Source organism: Bacillus oleivorans (assembly GCF_900207585.1).
Taxonomy (GTDB): domain Bacteria; phylum Bacillota; class Bacilli; order Bacillales; family JC228; genus Bacillus_BF; species Bacillus_BF oleivorans.
Genome location: NZ_OAOP01000005.1, coordinates 248,741 through 267,853 on the forward strand (window position 1 = coordinate 248,741; position 19,113 = coordinate 267,853).

Here is a 19,113-nt window from a genome sequence, read left to right on the forward strand (position 1 = left end):
ATTTTTTTTGCTAATTCCAATTGAATCTCCTAAGAAAAAAATCATCGCGCCTGTACAAATTTCTTTGTACAAGATGGGTCTAAAAATTTTTTAGGCTCGTATACATGGTAGTACAAACTGTGTTAGGAGGTATTCATATGTCTAAGTTCGGAAAAAAATCAGTGACCGCCCTTTTATTAACTTCGGCAGTAACACTTGCAGGCTGTGGTTGGCTGGGGGGAGAGGAGAAGGAAAATATAGATCCGCCCGCTGATGTAACCATGGTTGAGGAGGGGGAAAATTTAGACGATTTAGAACAGGACCAAACGGCTGATGCATCGGATAATCCACAAGTTCTCTATTTAATAGATGAAAATGGATTTGTCGTTCCGCAAACGTTAGCTCTTCCATTCCCAGATGACTTAGCTGTCGCAAAGCAAGCACTTCAATATTTAGTTCAAGATGGGCCGGTTTCACAGCTTCTGCCTGATGGTTTCAGAGCTGTTCTGCCTGCCGGTACTGAGGTCGATTTAGATATTAAAGAAGATGGAACAGCTGTGGTCGACTTCTCAGAAGAATTTACAACTTATAATTCTGAAGATGAGACAAGAATCTTACAGGCTGTGACATGGACACTTACCGAATTTGATACAATCGATCGAGTTCAATTTCGGGTAAGTGGCCATGACCAAACCGTTATGCCTGTGAATGGAACCCCAATTGGTGAGACTGCTTCAAGAAGTGACGGTATTAACTATGATACTTCAGGTATTATGGACATTACAAATACTCGTCCTGTAACAGTATATTTCATTCACCAAGATGATGACTCTAAGTACTATGTTCCTGTCACAAAACGAGTAAGCAATCAGGTCGATAATGAGATTGAAGCCGTTGTTCATGCACTTGTAGAAGGGCCTTCCTTAACAAGCGGCTTATTGCCAGGACTTAACCCTAATGTAGCATTAATAGAAGACCCAACAGTTGAGAATGGTCAAGTAACTCTGAATTTCAATGATGGGATTCTTGGCAGCTTTTCAAGTATGATTATTACAGAAGATACGCTTAATTCTCTTGTTTTATCGATTACTGAACAGCCAGAGGTTGAGAGTGTGTCGATTCTTGTAAATGGTGAAACAGAAGCAGTTACTGAGGATGGGGAATCTTTAGCAGAGCCAGTAACCCGTCCAGAAAATGTGAACACAGGTAGTTTTTAAAAAAGATTTTTTGATATACTATATAATGAGCTAAGAGGTGGACACATGGTACCACCTCTTCTTTTCTTCAATCATAAGAATCTTATTGGTAGTAATGACCGGAAACAGAAAGGAGTATCAATGTGCGTAACGATGGTCGGACCCCGTTAGATTTAAGACCCATACATATTGAAACAAATTTTGTAAAACATCCAGAAGGATCTGTCCTTATCTCGATTGGCGACACGAAAGTGATTTGTACGGCCAGCCTTGAAGATCGAGTTCCTCCTTTTTTACGGGGAGAAGGCAAAGGATGGGTTACAGCCGAATATTCCATGCTGCCAAGAGCCACTGAACAACGTAATATCCGTGAATCTTCTAAAGGTAAAGTTTCCGGCAGAACAATGGAAATTCAACGTCTGATCGGAAGGGCATTACGAGCCGTTGTAGACCTTGAAGTAATGGGTGAAAAGACATTATGGATCGATTGTGATGTGATTCAGGCAGACGGCGGGACAAGAACAGCTTCTATAACAGGAGCATTTGTGGCAATGGTTTTAGCCTTTGACAAAGTCAATCAGCAGTCTAAATTTTCAAGCTTCCCTGTTAAAAACTATTTGGCGGCAACCAGTGTAGGGATCAATAAAGATAATGGAATCATTTTGGATTTAAATTATGAGGAAGATTCTAGCGCATTAGTCGATTTAAATGTAGTGATGACTGGTAAGGGAGAATACGTTGAAATTCAAGGAACAGGCGAAGAAGCTACCTTTTCCCATGGCCAGCTCATTGAAATGCTAGATGTGGCTAAAAGCGGAATTCTGTCTATAATTGAAGCGCAAAAGAAGGCACTAGGCGATCTTTCAAATCGAATAAATTCGGGTGATTAGAATATGAAAGAAAAAGTTGTTATTGCTACTCAAAATAAAGGAAAAGCTAAAGAGTTTGAGGATTTGTTCGCTCCTTTTCATTTTGAAGTAGTAACCTTATTAGATCTTCCTGAGAAGTTAGATATTATCGAGGATGGGTCTACCTTTGAAGAAAATGCAATCAAAAAAGCCGAGACAATTTCTCAAAAATATAATTGTTTTACGATTGGGGATGACTCAGGGCTTATCGTTGATTTTTTAAACGGCAGACCGGGAATCTATTCAGCCCGATATGCCGGTGAAGAAAAAAATGATGAAGCCAATATTCAAAAAGTGCTGCAGGAATTAGAAGGAGTTCCGTCTGAAGACCGAACAGCCAGATTTTATTGTGCTCTTGCTTTTAGCGGACCAGGCATGAAAACAAAAACCGTCTATGGTACATGCGAAGGAATCATCCTGACTGAAAAAAGAGGCAGTAGCGGATTTGGATATGATCCAATATTTTATGTAGAGGACTTTGGCAAAACGTTAGCAGAGCTTTCTAAGGATGAAAAAAACAGGATTAGCCATAGAGGAAATGCCATCAGAAAGCTATCTCATATCCTAGACGATTGGGTTTCGGGAAGTGGCCTTACATGAAATATATCATTGTAAGTGATAGTCATGGGCTAACTAGGGAATTAGAACAGGTTGTTAGAGCCTTTCCTGATGTTGATGGGTATATTCATTGCGGTGATTCAGAACTGAATACAGATCATCCTGCAATTCTTCCCTATACAGCGGTTAATGGGAATTGTGACTGGAACGGAAATTTTCCAGATGAACAAACCATTTATAAACAGACTCACCGTTTTTTTATCACTCATGGTCATCTATATAATGTGAAAACGACTTTATTGAACCTTCATTATAAGGCATTAGAAAAGGGAGCCAGTATCGTATGTTTCGGTCATTCCCATCTTGTCGGCGCCGAAATGATTGATGGAATTCTTTATTTGAATCCAGGCAGTCTCCGTTTACCAAGAGGCCGAAAAGAGCGAACGTTTATGGTGCTGGAAATTGAAGATAAGCAAGCGGTTGTTTCTATATTAAATGTAGAGCAAATAAATGATCCGGTTGAAAAGATCAACTTTACTTTACAAGCTGTGAACAGATAAAATAATAGCGATCATGTCTTCATAACTGAAAAGAAAAGAAGTAATTATTTTTTACTTCTTTTCTATACTAATATAGAAAAAAATGATTTGAATGTGTTGACAATCAACGCGAATCTTATTATAATTATTCTTGTCCGCTAAAAAACGGCACTAATTTTTTATATTGTCCCAGTAGCTCAGCAAAGCGTAAACATCTTGAATAACTTCCTTTTAGCTTTGTTCCGACGCATCAGCTTCTAAGAATATGCTGGCAGAGGAAGGAACAGGATGGATACTAATACCGTAATTGATCTCTAATTTTTTATATTGTCCCAGTAGCTCAGCAGGATAGAGCAACAGCCTTCTAAGCTGTCGGTCGGGAGTTCGAATCTCTCCTGGGACGCTGCCAAAAAGCCTATCGATTTAATCGGTAGGCTTTTTATAATAGGAAAAAGTATAAAAAGTTTGACAGAAGCCTCATAATTAAGTAGGACTTTCTTTATCTTTCTACATAGAAATTACTTGGATAGAAGAGCTTTCGTTTGTTACACTGGGTGTACACCTTTACGGAAATGAGAGATTGTAATGAGTAAAAAGGAAGATCGAAATAACAGTAATGTTATTCCCTTTCCCAATTTAAAAGAGCGTCTAATCCAATTGGGGGCGGAAGCTCTCCAAAATGATGAGCCTGAGGAAGCAATTGATTATCTGGAGCAGGCGTTACGTTATGACGCTGAGGATGAAAGAATTCTCTGGGCCCTTATTGCATCTTATATGGAAATAAAAGAATGGAATAAGGCGAAAGGATTATGCCAGGAAATGCTCCATAAAGGGATTGGCTCTTACTATATGGTCTTCGAGACGTACATAAAAACGCTAATTGAGCTTCGTCAGTTTGAAGAAGCCAGTCGGCATATTGCGGTTTTGCTTGAAGAACAAGGAAATGAACTCAGTCCTAACGTCCAGGATCGGTTAGAGAAGCTTCTTTCTTTTATTGAAAAAAGGAAGAACCGGCCAGAACCTTCTCATGAATCTTTAGGCATAAAGATGGACGATGCCTATTGGTTTGAACATTTACAGCTGTTTCAACAGGATATTCGTCCGTTTATTAAAGAAATCGATATGATGTTAAATGAACCCGACCGTCATCCATTCATAAAATCTGTCATTCTTCATGCACTAATTGAACAAAAATATGAAAACCCGATTTCAGTAACAAAGTTTGATAAGAGAAAAACGTTCGTTCCTAAGGATGAGGAAGGATTTAATGGCCAGTTATTCTATCAGAATTTAATTACCCTTTTAAAAGAGCAATTAGAACAGGAAAATCCATCGCTTCTGGCAAATTTAAAACAATTAATCGACCGTCATTTCTTTATTCTCTTTCCCTTTCAAATGGAACCAAGCGGAGAAGAAGAGGCATGGGCCTGCGCTTACCATTTAAAGGGTATGGAACTTTATGGATTTGAAGTGAATAAAGACTTGATTTTGGCTACATATGAGACAAGTTTGGAAAGTGTTGAAACATCCATGAATCAAATACTCCTGCTAGAGTCGATTCCTTTTCCGGAACTCTAATAAAGGAAAGCAGATGCCAATTTGAAAATGGTTGAAAGCTATGGAGCGTATGATATAATGTAATGGTTGCATTATGATGAGAATACAACTAAGTCCATAAAATTTTTTGGATTTAGCGTGCTATAATCTATTTTTCTGATTACATCGTATTGAAAAATGATTGGCATGAAACACGTATTTTTAAAGAAAAAATTAAACCACAATTATATATTTTTGTTGGAGGGAACTGTATGTCTGCAAAATGGGAAAAGCTTGAAGGGAACACTGGTGTCCTAACAGTAGAAGTGGATGCTCAAACTGTAAACGCCGCATTAGATCAAGCATTTAAAAAAGTGGTAAAACAAATTAATGTACCTGGTTTCAGAAAAGGGAAAATGCCGCGTGCAATTTTTGAAAAACGTTTTGGTGTGGAATCCCTATACCAGGATGCATTAGATATTATTTTACCAGAAGCTTATTCAAAAGCTGTCGAAGAAATGAATATTGAGCCGGTTGACCGTCCTGAAATCGACATCGAGCAAATCGAAAAAGGCAGTCCGCTTGTTTTTAAAGCAACTGTAACGGTTAAGCCTGAAGTTAAACTTGGTGAATATAAAGGTCTTGAAGTTACGCAACTTGAACGTGAAGTAACAGATGAAGACGTTCAAAATGAATTGAAAAAAATTCAAGAGCAACATGCGGAGCTATCCGTTAGAGAAGAAGGCGCAGCTGAGACGGGCGATACAGTAATAATTGATTTTGAAGGATTCGTTGATGGTGAAGCCTTTGAAGGCGGAAAAGCTGAAAACTATTCTCTGGAACTTGGTTCTAACTCCTTTATTCCTGGTTTTGAAGAGCAATTAATTGGTGTAGAAGCTGGAGCAGAAAAAGATGTTGAGGTTACTTTCCCAGAAGAGTATCACGCTTCTGAATTAGCAGGTAAACCAGCAGTATTTAAAGTAAAAGTTCATGAAATTAAAACAAAAGTTCTGCCAGAGCTAGATGATGAATTTGCGGTAGATGTAGACGAAGAAGTAGAAACATTAGACGCATTAAAAGAAAAAATCAAAAATCGTCTAAAAGAGCAAAAAGAACAAGATGCTGACCAACACCTTCGTGATACAGTCGTTGAAAAAGCTGCTGATAATGCAGAAATTGATATTCCAGAAGCCATGATTACAACTGAAACAGACCGGATGATTCAAGAGTTTGGCCAACGCCTGCAAATGCAAGGACTTAACTTAGAATTATACTACCAATTCTCTGGTCAAGATGAGGCTGCTCTAAGAGAGCAAATGAAAGAAGAAGCAGAAAATCGTGTTCGTATTAATTTAGTTCTAGAAGCGATTGCAAATGCTGAAAATCTTGAGGCTTCAGAAGAAGACATAGAAAAAGAACTAGAATCTATGTCTTCCCAATTTAACCTCGCAGTTGATCAAATTAAGACAGCTCTTGGTAATCTCGACGGTCTTAAAGCAGACATTAAAATTAAAAAGGCAATTGAGTTTCTTGTGGAAAACAGCAAATCTGTTGCATAATAATAAGTAATCAAACAAAGGCGCGATATTACATCGTGCCTTTGTTTCCACATTAAGATGTTTTTTGGATTTTTTTACAGTTGCGAAAATGAACGTCTGGAAGTATTCTAGATAAAAGGATCCGAATCTTGGCAAGAAATGAAAAGAAATTCATACATAATCACGGTTGAAGCAATAGAGAAATGGAAACCATTAAGAATAAGCCTATTTTTTGCAGGAATGAATCTGATCATTTCCCGTACATACTTATTTGTGTTACAATGCAATACATATTCGAGGTTAAAGTCTGGTTTGAATTTTTATTATGTTTTCTTTTCTCCAGTTCGGATCAAATCAAAGGGGTGAAAAGATGTTTAAGTTTAACGATGAGAAAGGACAAGTTAAATGCTCATTTTGTGGTAAAACACAGGATCAAGTAAGGAAAATCGTTGCGGGTCCTGGTGTATATATATGTGATGAGTGTATAGAGCTTTGTACTGAGATCGTAGAAGAAGAGCTTGGAACAGAAGAAGAAGTTGAATTTAAAGATGTTCCAAAACCAAGAGAGATCCGGGAAATTTTGGACGATTATGTAATTGGTCAAGAACAGGCAAAAAAATCTCTAGCTGTTGCGGTATACAACCATTACAAGCGAATTAATTCAAATAGTAAGATTGATGAAGTGGAATTGGCTAAAAGTAACATATGTTTAATCGGACCTACGGGGAGCGGTAAAACATTACTAGCCCAAACTTTGGCCCGAATATTAAATGTTCCTTTTGCTATTGCCGATGCAACATCGCTAACAGAGGCAGGCTATGTAGGGGAAGATGTAGAAAACATTCTCCTAAAACTGATTCAGTCAGCTGATTATGATGTTGAAAAAGCAGAAAAAGGAATTATTTATATCGATGAAATTGATAAAATTGCCCGTAAATCTGAAAATCCTTCCATTACCCGTGATGTTTCAGGTGAAGGGGTTCAGCAAGCCTTATTAAAGATTTTGGAAGGTACAGTGGCAAGTGTTCCGCCTCAAGGCGGCAGAAAGCATCCGCATCAAGAGTTTATTCAAATAGATACATCCAACATCCTCTTTATTTGCGGGGGGGCATTTGATGGAATCGAACAAATCATTAAACGCCGCTTAGGTCAAAAAGTGATTGGTTTCGGTGCTGATACCAAACAAAATGAAGTAGAGCAAAAGCATCTTTTATCTAAAGCATTACCTGAAGACTTGCTTCGTTTTGGATTAATCCCTGAATTTATTGGCCGTCTGCCAGTATTGGCAAGCCTTGAGCCACTAGATGAAGGGGCTTTAATTGAAATTTTAACAAAGCCCAAAAATGCGTTAGTCAAGCAATATCAAAAAATGCTGGAGCTAGATGATGTTGAGCTTGAGTTCGAAGAAGATGCCCTTACAGAAATTGCCAAAAAAGCAATTGAACGAAAAACAGGTGCACGCGGACTTCGTTCCATCATTGAATCTATTATGCTTGATGTGATGTTTGATCTTCCTTCCCGTGATGATATCCAAAAATGTATCATTACTAAGGAAACTGTAACTGATCAGAAACCGCCAAAACTGCTTTTAGCAGATGGTACGGAAGTTCCGTTTGAAACAAAAAATACGGCTTGATTATGACGAAGAAGCTGACCCATGGGGGTCAGCTTTTTTTATGATACAAGGGGACGGTTCTTGTGTTTCATTTTGCGATGTTTAATAAAGTACGGGTATTTCAAGATTTTTGAAAAGGATTGGGGAGAACGCCCGAAAAGCTTTACCTCCCGCCCAATTAATCGGAATTACCGCCCAAAAACTAAAACGCTCGCCCAATAATATGCAAGAACCACCCAAATAAATCAAAATCTCGCCCAATAAACTCGATAAAAGCTCATAAACCCTGCGAACCGCCCAATTACTTCCATTCCCCCGCACCCTATTCAGAAATCAATGTAAAACGCATAAACTCCGCATTTTAAACATCCATTTATTTACTGATTTCTCTTGTTTATTCCTTTCCGACAACGGAGATACTAGTTTTTAAAGATAAGCTTGGCAGATGCCTTCGTCATATTTGAAGCCTCAAAATGTACATTTTTACATAAGTCCAAGTGGAAATTAAAATCTAATGAGATTCAGGAGGGAAAGGGATGAGTTGGACAGGTATCGCATTAATGATCCAATTGTTTTTCGGGATCATTATCGGTCTTTACTTTTGGAATTTACTTAAAAGCCAACGTACTCAGAAGGTAACAATAGACAAAGAGTCGCGCAAAGAGATGGAGCAATTGCGCAAACTTCGATCCATCAAGCTGACAGAACCCCTTGCAGAGAAAGTAAGACCATCTAGTTTTGCTGATATTATCGGGCAAGAAGATGGGATTAAATCATTGAAGGCGGCTCTTTGCGGACCAAATCCGCAGCACGTTATTATTTATGGGCCGCCAGGTGTTGGGAAAACAGCAGCTGCCCGTCTGGTACTTGAAGAAGCTAAGAAAAATATGAAGTCTCCTTTTCGCCGATCGGCTATTTTTGTAGAGCTTGATGCAACTACCGCACGATTTGATGAAAGAGGAATTGCTGACCCCTTAATTGGCTCTGTTCATGATCCGATTTATCAGGGAGCCGGTGCAATGGGGCAGGCTGGTATTCCGCAGCCAAAACAAGGAGCAGTAACGAATGCTCATGGCGGAGTTTTATTTATTGATGAAATTGGGGAACTGCACCCCATTCAAATGAATAAACTGTTAAAAGTATTAGAGGATCGCAAGGTGTTTTTAGAGAGTGCTTATTATAGTGAAGAGAATAACCAAATTCCTAATCATATTCACGATATCTTTAAGAATGGCTTGCCTGCAGATTTCCGGCTAGTCGGAGCCACGACGCGGACACCGAACGAAATTCCGCCTGCGATTCGATCAAGATGTATGGAGGTTTTCTTTAGAGAGTTAGACCCAGATGAAATTGCGATAGTGGCACAGCGGGCTGCTGAAAAAGTCAACCTCTCTTTAAGTAATCAAGGATTAGAACTATTGTCTTTCTATGCAAGAAATGGCCGTGAAGCCGTCAATTTAGTTCAAATTGCGGCTGGGCTAGCGATTACCGAAGACAGAAATTATATTAAAGACGAAGATATCGAATGGGTGATTCATTCTAGTCAGCTATCTCCAAGAATGGAAAGGAAAATTAATGACAAATCATCGATCGGATATGTGAATGGCCTTGCAGTTTATGGCCCTAACAGTGGTGCCTTATTAGAGATTGAAGTAACCGCTTTACACGCTAAAGATAAAGGAAGTATCAACATTACTGGGATTGTAGAAGAAGAAAGTATCGGAAATTCAAGCAAGTCTGTGCGCCGGAAAAGTATGGCCCGCGGTTCGATTGAAAATGTCATTACGGTTCTTCGTTCAATGGGCGTACCAGCAAGTGAATATGATTTACATATCAACTTCCCGGGTGGTATTCCGGTTGATGGTCCGTCTGCAGGAATTGCAATAGCGACTGGTATTTACTCCGCTATTTTTAAGCAGCCTGTCAAACATGATATTGCCATGACAGGAGAAATCAGTATTCATGGCAATGTCAAACCGGTTGGCGGTATTTTAGCAAAAGTTAAGGCAGCAAAACAAGCGGGTGCTAAAACGGTCATCATTCCTGAAGAAAATATACAAACCATGTTAAAAGAGGTAGATGGAATCAAAATAGTTCCTGTGTCCCATTTAAGGGAAGTATTTGATCTGGCATTTGTTGATCAGCATTTAGATGAACATATTGTACCTCAGGCGATAGAGCTTTCGAAAAAGGAAAGTGTTTAGGGGCTAATGAAAGAAAGCTTCGGGGCTTATGCGAACCGAAGCTTTTATTTTTAGATAAGATAGTATAAACTTTGAACTTAGGTAACTGTCTAGCTCCAGGCGCATGCGCCTCCGATCGATAGGTCAACATCGTCTTCCTGACAGTCGTCGTGTTTCCTTTTTCTCACTGTATTAAAGGCGAGGCGACTGCCCAGCTCCGACAAGGCAAAGAAAAGACTGCGGCGTGGCGCAGTTTGCCACAGAGCAGTGCAGCTAGACTTGCGGGGCTAGGAGTCACAGCTAGATTAAGCGAAAGTAAAGTCCATACGTCGCTGAACGGGCGCTTGCGCTTTTCGATCTTGCTTGTTTAGTTCGTAATTGTTAAAGTTTTTGTGGCATGATAATATTGCAGGGCGCAATAATACATAAAATTTTATCTGGAAGGTTTATTTTTGTACAAAGTGAATGAGCTAGTATAAAATGATGAATACATGAGAGCAACTGGAGGTGTTACCATGGCCCATAAGAAAAAGATAACGGTACCCTTATTGCCATTAAGAGGACTTCTTGTCTTTCCTACAATGGTGTTACATTTGGATGTGGGACGGGATAAATCAGTTCAATCACTCGAAGAAGCTATGATTGATGATCATCTTATCTTTTTAACGACGCAAAAAAATACAGGGACTGAAAATCCATCTAAAGAAGATGTGTATCTATATGGAACCATTACTAAAATAAAGCAAATGTTAAAATTGCCTAATGGCACAATCCGCGTTTTAGTCGAAGGGCTAAAGCGTGCAAAGTTAATTGATTTTGATGACAAAGGTACTTATTTAGCTGCAACAGTGGAAACTGTTGAAATTGAAGATGAAAAAGATATTGAAAAAGAAGCCCTGATGAGGACTTTACTTGATTATTTTGAGCAGTATATCAAAATATCCAAGAAGGTTTCTGCTGAAACATTTGCGTCCGTGACTGATATAGAAGAACCGGGCCGTTTGGCAGATATTATTACGTCTCATCTGCCAATTAAATTAAAGGATAAGCAGCTGGTCTTAGAAACTTTAGATGTTTCAAGAAGACTCAATACAGTTATTCAATTTTTGCATAATGAAAAGGAAGTCCTTCAATTAGAGAAGAAAATCGGACAGCGTGTCAAACGTTCAATGGAAAGAACGCAAAAAGAATACTACCTTCGTGAACAAATGAAGGCGATCCAAAAAGAGTTAGGCGAAAAAGAAGGGAAAACAGGTGAGGTTGCGGAACTGACTGAAAAAATTGAAGAGTCAGGAATGCCTGAGCATGTTTTAAATGCCGCTAAGAAAGAATTAGAACGGTATGAGAAGGTTCCATCCAACTCTGCCGAAAGCGCTGTGATTCGTAATTATATCGACTGGCTAATCGCGCTTCCTTGGAAAAAAGAAACAAAAGATGATATTAATTTGAAAAAAGCTGAAAAAATCCTAAATGACGAGCATTATGGTCTTGATAAAGTAAAAGAGAGGGTTTTAGAATATCTCGCTGTTCAAAAACTGACCAATTCTTTAAAGGGGCCAATCCTTTGCTTAGCAGGACCTCCCGGGGTCGGGAAAACAAGTTTGGCTAAGTCGATCGCTACCTCATTAGGCAGAAACTTTGTCCGGGTCTCTCTTGGCGGTGTTCGTGATGAATCTGAAATTAGAGGGCATAGACGGACATATGTAGGGGCAATGCCAGGACGCATCATTCAGGGAATGAAAAAAGCGGGAACGATTAATCCTGTTTTCTTGCTGGATGAAATTGATAAAATGTCTAGTGATTTTAAAGGGGATCCATCTTCTGCGATGCTAGAAGTATTGGATCCGGAGCAAAATAGTAACTTTAGTGATCATTATATTGAAGAAACCTATGATTTATCTAAAGTAATGTTTATTGCCACCGCTAATAATCTCGCTACGATTCCAGAACCATTGCGTGATCGGATGGAAATTATTACGATTGCCGGATATACAGAGATTGAAAAGCTCCATATAGCTAAAAATCACTTGATTCTCAAGCAAATAAAAGAACATGGTTTACAAAAGTCCCATATCCAATTCCGGGATGATGCGATTACAAAAATTATCCGCTATTACACTCGTGAAGCTGGTGTGAGGAGCCTTGAAAGACAGATTGCCTCAATCTGCCGAAAAGCAGCGAGAGTCATCGTTTCCGAGGAACGCAAAAAAGTAGTCGTTACGGAAAAAGTGGTAGAAGAATATTTAGGCAGACCTAGATTCAGATACGGTCAGGCTGAGATGGAAAACCAAGTCGGAGTGGCTACAGGATTGGCGTACACTACAGTCGGGGGAGATACTTTGCAAATCGAGGTCTCTCTGTCTCCTGGAAAAGGAAAGCTTGTCTTAACCGGGAAGCTTGGCGATGTGATGAAAGAATCTGCCCAAACGGCATTTAGTTATGTTCGTTCGAAAGCGGCAGAGCTTGGTATCCCTGAGGATTTCCATGAAAAACATGATATTCATATCCATGTTCCAGAAGGTGCTGTTCCTAAGGACGGTCCTTCGGCTGGAATAACGATCGCTACGGCCCTCGTCTCTGCTTTAACTGGTGAACCAATCCGAAAAGAAGTAGGGATGACCGGGGAAATTACATTACGCGGCCGGGTATTGCCAATTGGCGGTGTAAAAGAGAAATCTCTTGGTGCGCACCGTGCGGGACTAACAACGATTTTACTGCCAAAGGACAATGAAAAGGATCTTGAAGAAGTGCCTGAGGAAATCCGGAATGATTTAGATTTTATCCTTGTCTCACATGTCGATGAAGTCTTAAAACAGGCGCTTTTAGGTGGCTCTCAATGATTATTCATCAGGCAGAAATCTATATAAGCGCCGTTAAACCCGAGCAGTATCCGCCTGGCCGTGAACCAGAATTTGCGCTAGCTGGCCGGTCTAATGTAGGAAAATCTTCATTTATCAATAAAATGTTAAATCGAAAAAATTTAGCACGAACTTCATCTAAACCGGGAAAAACGCAAACGTTAAACTTCTATCATATCAATGAATCCTTCTACTTTGTTGATGTACCGGGGTATGGATATGCCAAGGTCTCCAAAAAGGAGCGGGAAGCGTGGGGAAGGATGATGGAAACTTATTTCTCGACAAGAGAACAGCTAAAAGCAGTAGTTCTAATTGTCGATTTACGGCATCCCCCTTCAAAAGATGATGTGATGATGTACGATTTTCTTAAGCATTATGGTCTAAGGTGTTTGGTTGTTGCTACAAAGGCAGATAAAGTGCCAAGAGGAAAGTGGCAGAAGCATTTAAAAAACGTGAAGGAAACTCTAGGATTTGATCCGGATGATCATATCCTTGTCTTTTCATCTGAAACAGGGGAAGGAAAAGATCAGGCGTGGGGAATTATCCAATCCTATCTATAAAAAATACCGGCACTGTGCCGGTATTTTTTTGCATATTTTATTTTCTTTTAAAAAACAATAAAACAAGTCCAAATATGATGAAAACAAGTGGCCAGAATCTTTGGATGAAGGCGATGCTGCTTTCTAAGACACCAATACCGGTGGCCACTTTATCAGAAAACAATAAGAAGACTGCTAATATTAAGAAGGAAAGTCCGACTGCAAGACCATCGCCCTTCTTTTGGTAATATAAAAGAAACCCTAAAGCGATGACCAACACAAAAACGCCAAAGTGGCTGGCCCAAAGCGCTAATTGTGAAACTACGTGAAAATGAATTCCAATACCAGTAAAAATCACACCTGGAATAATACTTTCATAGTCTTTTCCTATGTATGCCTGACCTAGAAAGGCAAGCCCAATTATTGCTAAAAGAGTTGGCCAGGATTGAAGAAAGCCCCAGCCTGGAATCCAGTCATCAATGAAAAAGTAACATCCAAAGCCCAAAAGTAAAATCCCTGGAAAAATTCGATTCTTCATTTCTCTCTCTCCTATGTTAATTACTTGAATCTCTCGTCTTTTTTTGATACTGTACGTATGAGAGCTGTCGAAGGTTGGAAAATAATCATAAAATTTGTCTGACCCTTTAAGATTAGCATAGTTTTCGAAATGTGTTCACATTTAATTTTAGGTATTGCGCCCTAGAGTAGTATAATACATATGGGAAGATTTGAATGGAAAAGGACGTTAATGGGGGTGTCCGAATCATGCATATTTTATCAGTTGGTTTAAATTTTAAAACTGCACCTGTCGAAATTCGCGAGCGATTGTCTTTTCAAGAGGAAGACCTTAAGCTTGCCATGCAGCAGTTAAGCAAACAAAAAAGTATTCTTGAAAACGTTATTGTATCAACCTGTAACCGTACTGAAGTTTATGCGGTTGTGGATCAGTTGCATACAGGACGGTATTATATCAAGGATTTTCTCGCGCAATGGTTTAACATCGATAAGGATGAATTCTCCCCATACCTATTCTTTTATGAAAATGAACATGCTGTAGAGCATTTATTTAGAGTAAGCTGTGGCTTGAATTCAATGGTGCTTGGCGAAACACAAATTCTCGGACAAGTCCGATCAAGCTTTATGATCGGTCAAGAAGAACATACAACAGGCACGATTTTTAATCACTTATTTAAAGAAGCTATTACAATTGCTAAAAAAGGTCATTCAGAAACTGAGATTGGTTCAAATGCAGTATCTGTAAGTTATGCTGCAGTTGAATTAGCCAAAAAAATCTTCGGATCCCTTAAAGATCAGCATGTTTTAATTATTGGTGCTGGGAAAATGGGAGAATTGGCAGCAGAAAACCTTTATGGCAATGGTGTTGAAAAAGTAACAGTCGTAAACCGGACTTTTGAAAAGGCGAAAGTCTTAGCCGATAAATTTTCAGGACATGCTAAGTCCCTGCAAGAATTACAGTGTGCGCTTTTAGAAGCAGATATCGTGATTAGTTCTACGGGTGCACAAGGATATATGATTACCAAAGAAATGATGGCTGATGTTGAAAGAATCCGCAAGGGCCGTCCTATTTTCATGGTGGATATTGCTGTTCCGCGGGACCTGGATCCTGCGATTTCAGAACTGGAAAGTGTCTTCCTGTACGATATTGATGATTTAGAAGGTATTGTAGAAGCTAATCTGGCTGAAAGAAAGAAAGCAGCAGAGCAAATTGAAATTATGATAGAAGAAGCCATTGTTGCATTTAGCCAATGGATCAATACATTAGGCGTTGTACCTGTTATTAACGCACTGCGTGAGAAAGCTTTGGCTATTCAGGCAGAAACAATGAAGAGTATTGAAAGAAAGCTTCCTAACTTAACAGAACGAGAACAAAAGGTGTTAAATAAGCATACGAAGAGTATTATTAACCAGCTGTTAAAGGAACCGATTCTTCAAATTAAGGAGCTTGCTGCTGAACCTAATGCAGAAGAATCAATTGCATTATTTACGAAGATTTTTGGAATTGAACAGTCCTTGGAAGAACAAAAACTAAGACTACAGCAGCCTTCGTTCCAAACGAATAAAAAGAATACCGCTGTGGAGTCTCTATCATAAACAAGCGGGGTTACGCCTATGTTAGACATATTTTTGACAAGGCTACATGAGCTGATGGTTATTTTATATGCCATCAGCATCTTGTTTTATTTTATAGATTTTATTGATACAAATCGGAAGGCGAACCGGATCGCATTTTGGTTACTAGCAATTGTTTGGTTAATGCAAACAATTTTTTTGTGTTTCTATGTAATCGAAATCGGCCGTTTCCCGGTACTGACTATCTTTGAGGGTCTTTATTTTTATGCCTGGGTTCTTGTAACCTTGTCGTTAACGATCAATAAGCTTTTAAAAATGGACTTTATTGTGTTTTTTACTAATATTCTTGGATTTATTATTATTGCGATCCACACATTTGCCCCAGCCCACACAGATTCAAATGTGATGGCAGAGAGGTTAATATCTGAACTATTATTTACGCATATAACGATGGCCATCTTGTCATATGCAGCATTTTCATTATCTTTTGTATTTTCCATTGTTTATTTAATCCAGTACGATTTATTAAAACGGAAAAAATGGGGGCAGCGGCTGCGTCGGCTCAGTGATTTAACAAAGCTTGAAACCATGTCTTATATACTAAATATAATTGGCGTCCCGATTTTTCTGTTAAGTTTAATACTGGGCATTCAATGGGCATTTTTAAAGCTTCCCGGTTTAATTTGGTATGACCCTAAAATTATCGGATCATTTATTGTTCTCATTGTGTATAGTGTGTTCCTTTACATGAAGGTAAGACGGCAAAAATCAGGAAAATCCCTAGCACTATGGAACATTGCTTCATTTTTAATCGTATTAATTAATTTTTTCTTGTTTGGAAGTCTGTCTTCCTTTCATTTTTGGAACACATAATAGGAGGGATTTGTCATGCGGAACTTTACGGTTGGTTCACGAAGAAGTCAGCTGGCTCTAACGCAAACGAGATGGGTGCTATCGCAATTGGAGCAATTAAATGGAAAGGATCTTGATTTTACCTTGCATGAAATTGTCACCAAAGGCGATCAGATTTTGGATGTGACCCTATCAAAAGTTGGCGGCAAAGGTTTGTTTGTGAAAGAGATTGAGCAGGCATTATTTGATGGGAAAATTGATTTTGCGGTACATAGTATGAAGGATATGCCAGCAGAATTGCCAAAGGGTCTGATCATTGGCTGTATCCCGGCACGGGAGGATCATCGCGACGTCCTAATTTCGAAAGGGCATGTTCCATTAGATGAACTTCCATCGGGTGCCGTTGTCGGGACAAGCAGTTTGAGAAGATCCGCACAAATTTTAGCGAAAAGACCGGATTTAACGATTAAGTGGATTCGGGGTAACATTGATACCCGCCTGAAAAAGCTAGAAACGGAAGATTATGATGCAATTATTTTGGCTGCAGCAGGATTAGCGCGGATGGGCTGGTCTAAAGAAGTAGTTACTCAGTACATTGACCCCGATATTTGCATTCCCGCAGTGGGTCAGGGCGCTCTGGCGATTGAATGCAGAGAGGATCACGAAGAGCTGTTAAATATCTTAAAACCGCTTCATTCCGAAGAGACAGCCAGGGCTGTAATCGCAGAAAGAGAATTCCTTCAAAAAATGGAAGGCGGATGCCAGGTACCAATTGGCGGATATGCCTCCATTAAGGATAATGGCAACATTTCGATGATGGCACTCATTGCCGCTCCAGATGGAAAGATTATCTACAAAGAGATAGTAGAAGGAACTGATCCGATTCAAGTCGGAAAAGAAGCAGCTGAATTGCTTTCAAGCCATGGTGCTAAAGAGTTAATTGACCAGGTAAAGCAGGAGCTGGACCAATAATGTATTCGGATCAGCCTTTAAAAGGGTATCATGTCTTATTTCCAAGAGGCGGAGAGGCTGCTAAGAAGTTTGCCCATTCGGTTGAACAAGCTGGAGGGGTACCATATATTGCTCCACTGATAGATTTTCAGCCTATTGATTTTTCTATCTTACATGAAAGCTATAATTGGATTATTTTCACTAGTCAAAATGCGGTTACCTATTTTTTTGAGAAAGTAAAAGCTGAGAGTCTTTCAGCTAAAATTGCTGCGGTCGGAAAAAAAACGGCAGCAGCAGTCGAAAAGAGAGGACTGTCTGTTCAATTTACTCCCAGTGTTTATGTAGCGGATGTCTTTGTGCAGGAATTTGCTGGAGTTATGCAAGGCATGGATAGAATCCTTTTACCAAGAGGAAACCTGGCAGGGCCAACTATTAAAAATGAATTAACAGCCAAAGGGGCCTTCGTTGAAGATCCGATTGTATATGAAACCTACTTTCCAGAAAAAAGCCGGGAACTGCTAAGCGAGCTTTTAGAACAAAGAATACAAAACTTTATCATTGCTTTTACAAGTCCTTCGACCGTACAGCATTTTATGGATGTCTATTTAATGAAAAAAGGTAGGATTGAAGAAAAAGCATTTATCTACGCAGTAATCGGTTCTTCTACCCGGAAAGCATTAAAAGCATACGGAATCGAGGCAGATATTATACCAGAGCAATATACGTTCGACGATTTGTTTCAAGCGATTGTAAAATATATTAAATCAGGAGGTTGTATAAATGCATGATTTAGATTTTAGACGCCATCGCCGTCTGCGACAATCTGATGGAATCCGTAATATGGTTAGAGAAACTAGACTTTCTCCAAGTGATTTAATGTATCCGCTGTTTGTTGTTGAAGGGGAAGGAATTAAAAATGAAATTTCGTCGATGCCGGGTGTCTTCCAACTCTCTCTTGATTATCTAAAAGAAGAAATGGAAGAAGTAGTTTCCCTAGGAATCCCTTCCGTTATTTTGTTCGGGGTACCGTCTCATAAAGACCCGGTTGGTTCAGAAGCATACAACGATGAAGGAATTGTCCAAAAAGCAACCAGATTAATCAAGAAACATTTCCCGGAACTTGTTGTTGTCGTAGATAATTGCCTGTGCCAATATACGGATCATGGTCATTGCGGAGTTCTTAGAGATGGTCAAGTCGATAATGATCCATCTTTAGAACTGTTAACCAAAACGGCTGTCAGCCAGGCAAAAGCAGGCGCTGATATTATTGCACCATCTAATATGATGGATGGATTTGTTGCAGCAATTCGCCAAGGTTTAGATCAAGCTGGATTCTCTCATGTTCCGATTATGTCATACGGGGTGAAATATGCTTCCGCTTTTTATGGCCCATTCCGAGATGCTGCTCATAGTACTCCTCAATTTGGGGATCGCAAGACGTATCAAATGGACCCAGCCAATCGCTTAGAGGCGATGAAAGAAGCTCTAACTGATATGGAGGAAGGAGCCGATTTCCTTATTATCAAACCTGCTCTATCCTATTTAGATATTATTCGGGAAGTACGAAATGAGATTTTCGTACCGATTGTTGCTTACAATGTCAGCGGTGAATACGCAATGGTTAAAGCAGCGGCTCAAAATGGCTGGATTGATGAGAAGAAGACTGTACTTGAAATGTTTACAAGCATGAAACGTGCTGGAGCGAACATTATCATGACCTACCATGCAAAAGAAGCAGCCAGATGGATGAAAGAAGAACTTTAATCCGAT

16 protein-coding genes and 1 tRNA gene are annotated in these 19,113 nt (G+C 39.4%); 16 read left to right on the top strand and 1 reads right to left on the bottom strand.

Going from position 1 to position 19,113, the window contains the following annotated elements; translation table 11 throughout:
* Positions 1 to 137 precede the first annotated feature (137 nt).
* From CRO56_RS13070 to yihA, 11 genes are all read left to right on the top strand, one after another.
* Positions 138 to 1,196 carry a GerMN domain-containing protein gene (locus CRO56_RS13070; protein WP_097159055.1) on the top strand — a complete coding sequence of 353 codons (1,059 nt, stop codon included), beginning with the start codon at positions 138 to 140 and terminating at the stop codon, positions 1,194 to 1,196.
* Between the two features lie 122 nt (positions 1,197 to 1,318).
* Positions 1,319 to 2,065 (top strand): ribonuclease PH, encoded by a 747-nt coding sequence (gene rph / locus CRO56_RS13075; protein ID WP_097159056.1) that lies wholly within the window; start codon positions 1,319 to 1,321, stop codon positions 2,063 to 2,065.
* 3 nt (positions 2,066 to 2,068) lie between these two features.
* Positions 2,069 to 2,683 carry an XTP/dITP diphosphatase gene (locus CRO56_RS13080; protein ID WP_097159057.1) on the top strand — a complete coding sequence of 205 codons (615 nt, stop codon included), beginning with the start codon at positions 2,069 to 2,071 and terminating at the stop codon, positions 2,681 to 2,683.
* Positions 2,680 to 3,201 carry a metallophosphoesterase family protein gene (locus tag CRO56_RS13085; protein ID WP_097159058.1) on the top strand — a complete coding sequence of 174 codons (522 nt, stop codon included), beginning with the start codon at positions 2,680 to 2,682 and terminating at the stop codon, positions 3,199 to 3,201. Before CRO56_RS13080 ends, CRO56_RS13085 begins: the two co-directional genes overlap by 4 nt.
* 308 nt (positions 3,202 to 3,509) lie before the next feature.
* A tRNA-Arg gene (locus tag CRO56_RS13090) sits at positions 3,510 to 3,583 on the top strand.
* A gap of 182 nt (positions 3,584 to 3,765) precedes the next feature.
* Positions 3,766 to 4,758 carry a tetratricopeptide repeat protein gene (locus tag CRO56_RS13095; protein ID WP_097159059.1) on the top strand — a complete coding sequence of 331 codons (993 nt, stop codon included), beginning with the start codon at positions 3,766 to 3,768 and terminating at the stop codon, positions 4,756 to 4,758.
* A 230-nt stretch (positions 4,759 to 4,988) separates the two neighbouring features.
* Positions 4,989 to 6,275: a trigger factor gene (tig, locus tag CRO56_RS13100; protein ID WP_097159060.1), complete on the top strand. Its 1,287-nt coding sequence runs from the start codon at positions 4,989 to 4,991 to the stop codon at positions 6,273 to 6,275.
* A gap of 349 nt (positions 6,276 to 6,624) precedes the next feature.
* Entirely contained in the window at positions 6,625 to 7,890 is a 1,266-nt protein-coding gene (gene clpX / locus CRO56_RS13105) for an ATP-dependent protease ATP-binding subunit ClpX (RefSeq protein ID WP_097159061.1), read from the top strand.
* Between the two features lie 515 nt (positions 7,891 to 8,405).
* Positions 8,406 to 10,073 (top strand): ATP-dependent protease LonB, encoded by a 1,668-nt coding sequence (gene lonB, locus CRO56_RS13110; RefSeq protein WP_097159062.1) that lies wholly within the window; start codon positions 8,406 to 8,408, stop codon positions 10,071 to 10,073.
* A gap of 494 nt (positions 10,074 to 10,567) precedes the next feature.
* On the top strand, positions 10,568 to 12,892 hold the full coding sequence (lon, locus tag CRO56_RS13115) for an endopeptidase La (protein WP_097159063.1): 2,325 nt from the start codon (positions 10,568 to 10,570) through the stop codon (positions 12,890 to 12,892).
* The gene (gene yihA, locus CRO56_RS13120; RefSeq protein ID WP_097159064.1) at positions 12,889 to 13,470 is read left to right on the top strand and encodes a ribosome biogenesis GTP-binding protein YihA/YsxC; all 582 of its coding nucleotides are present in this window, start codon (positions 12,889 to 12,891) and stop codon (positions 13,468 to 13,470) included. The genes lon and yihA overlap by 4 nt, the downstream gene beginning before the upstream one ends.
* A gap of 37 nt (positions 13,471 to 13,507) precedes the next feature.
* Here the strand turns inward: yihA and CRO56_RS13125 are convergent, their stop codons facing one another.
* Entirely contained in the window at positions 13,508 to 13,987 is a 480-nt protein-coding gene (locus CRO56_RS13125; RefSeq protein WP_097159065.1) for a LiaI-LiaF-like domain-containing protein, read from the bottom strand.
* Positions 13,988 to 14,214: 227 nt separating this feature from the next.
* Between CRO56_RS13125 and hemA the strand changes: the two genes are divergently transcribed.
* From hemA to hemB, 5 genes are read left to right on the top strand one after another with little or no spacing between them, the layout of a single operon-like run.
* Complete coding sequence (gene hemA / locus CRO56_RS13130) at positions 14,215 to 15,561, top strand: glutamyl-tRNA reductase (protein WP_097159181.1); 1,347 nt, start codon at positions 14,215 to 14,217, stop codon at positions 15,559 to 15,561.
* An 18-nt stretch (positions 15,562 to 15,579) separates the two neighbouring features.
* Positions 15,580 to 16,413, top strand: coding sequence for a cytochrome C assembly family protein (locus CRO56_RS13135; RefSeq protein WP_097159066.1), 834 nt, complete (start codon positions 15,580 to 15,582; stop codon positions 16,411 to 16,413).
* A gap of 15 nt (positions 16,414 to 16,428) precedes the next feature.
* Entirely contained in the window at positions 16,429 to 17,364 is a 936-nt protein-coding gene (gene hemC / locus CRO56_RS13140; RefSeq protein WP_097159067.1) for a hydroxymethylbilane synthase, read from the top strand.
* Entirely contained in the window at positions 17,364 to 18,131 is a 768-nt protein-coding gene (locus CRO56_RS13145; protein ID WP_097159068.1) for a uroporphyrinogen-III synthase, read from the top strand. Before hemC ends, CRO56_RS13145 begins: the two co-directional genes overlap by 1 nt.
* Entirely contained in the window at positions 18,124 to 19,107 is a 984-nt protein-coding gene (hemB, locus tag CRO56_RS13150) for a porphobilinogen synthase (RefSeq protein WP_097159069.1), read from the top strand. Before CRO56_RS13145 ends, hemB begins: the two co-directional genes overlap by 8 nt.
* The last annotated feature ends 6 nt before the right edge of the window (positions 19,108 to 19,113 follow it).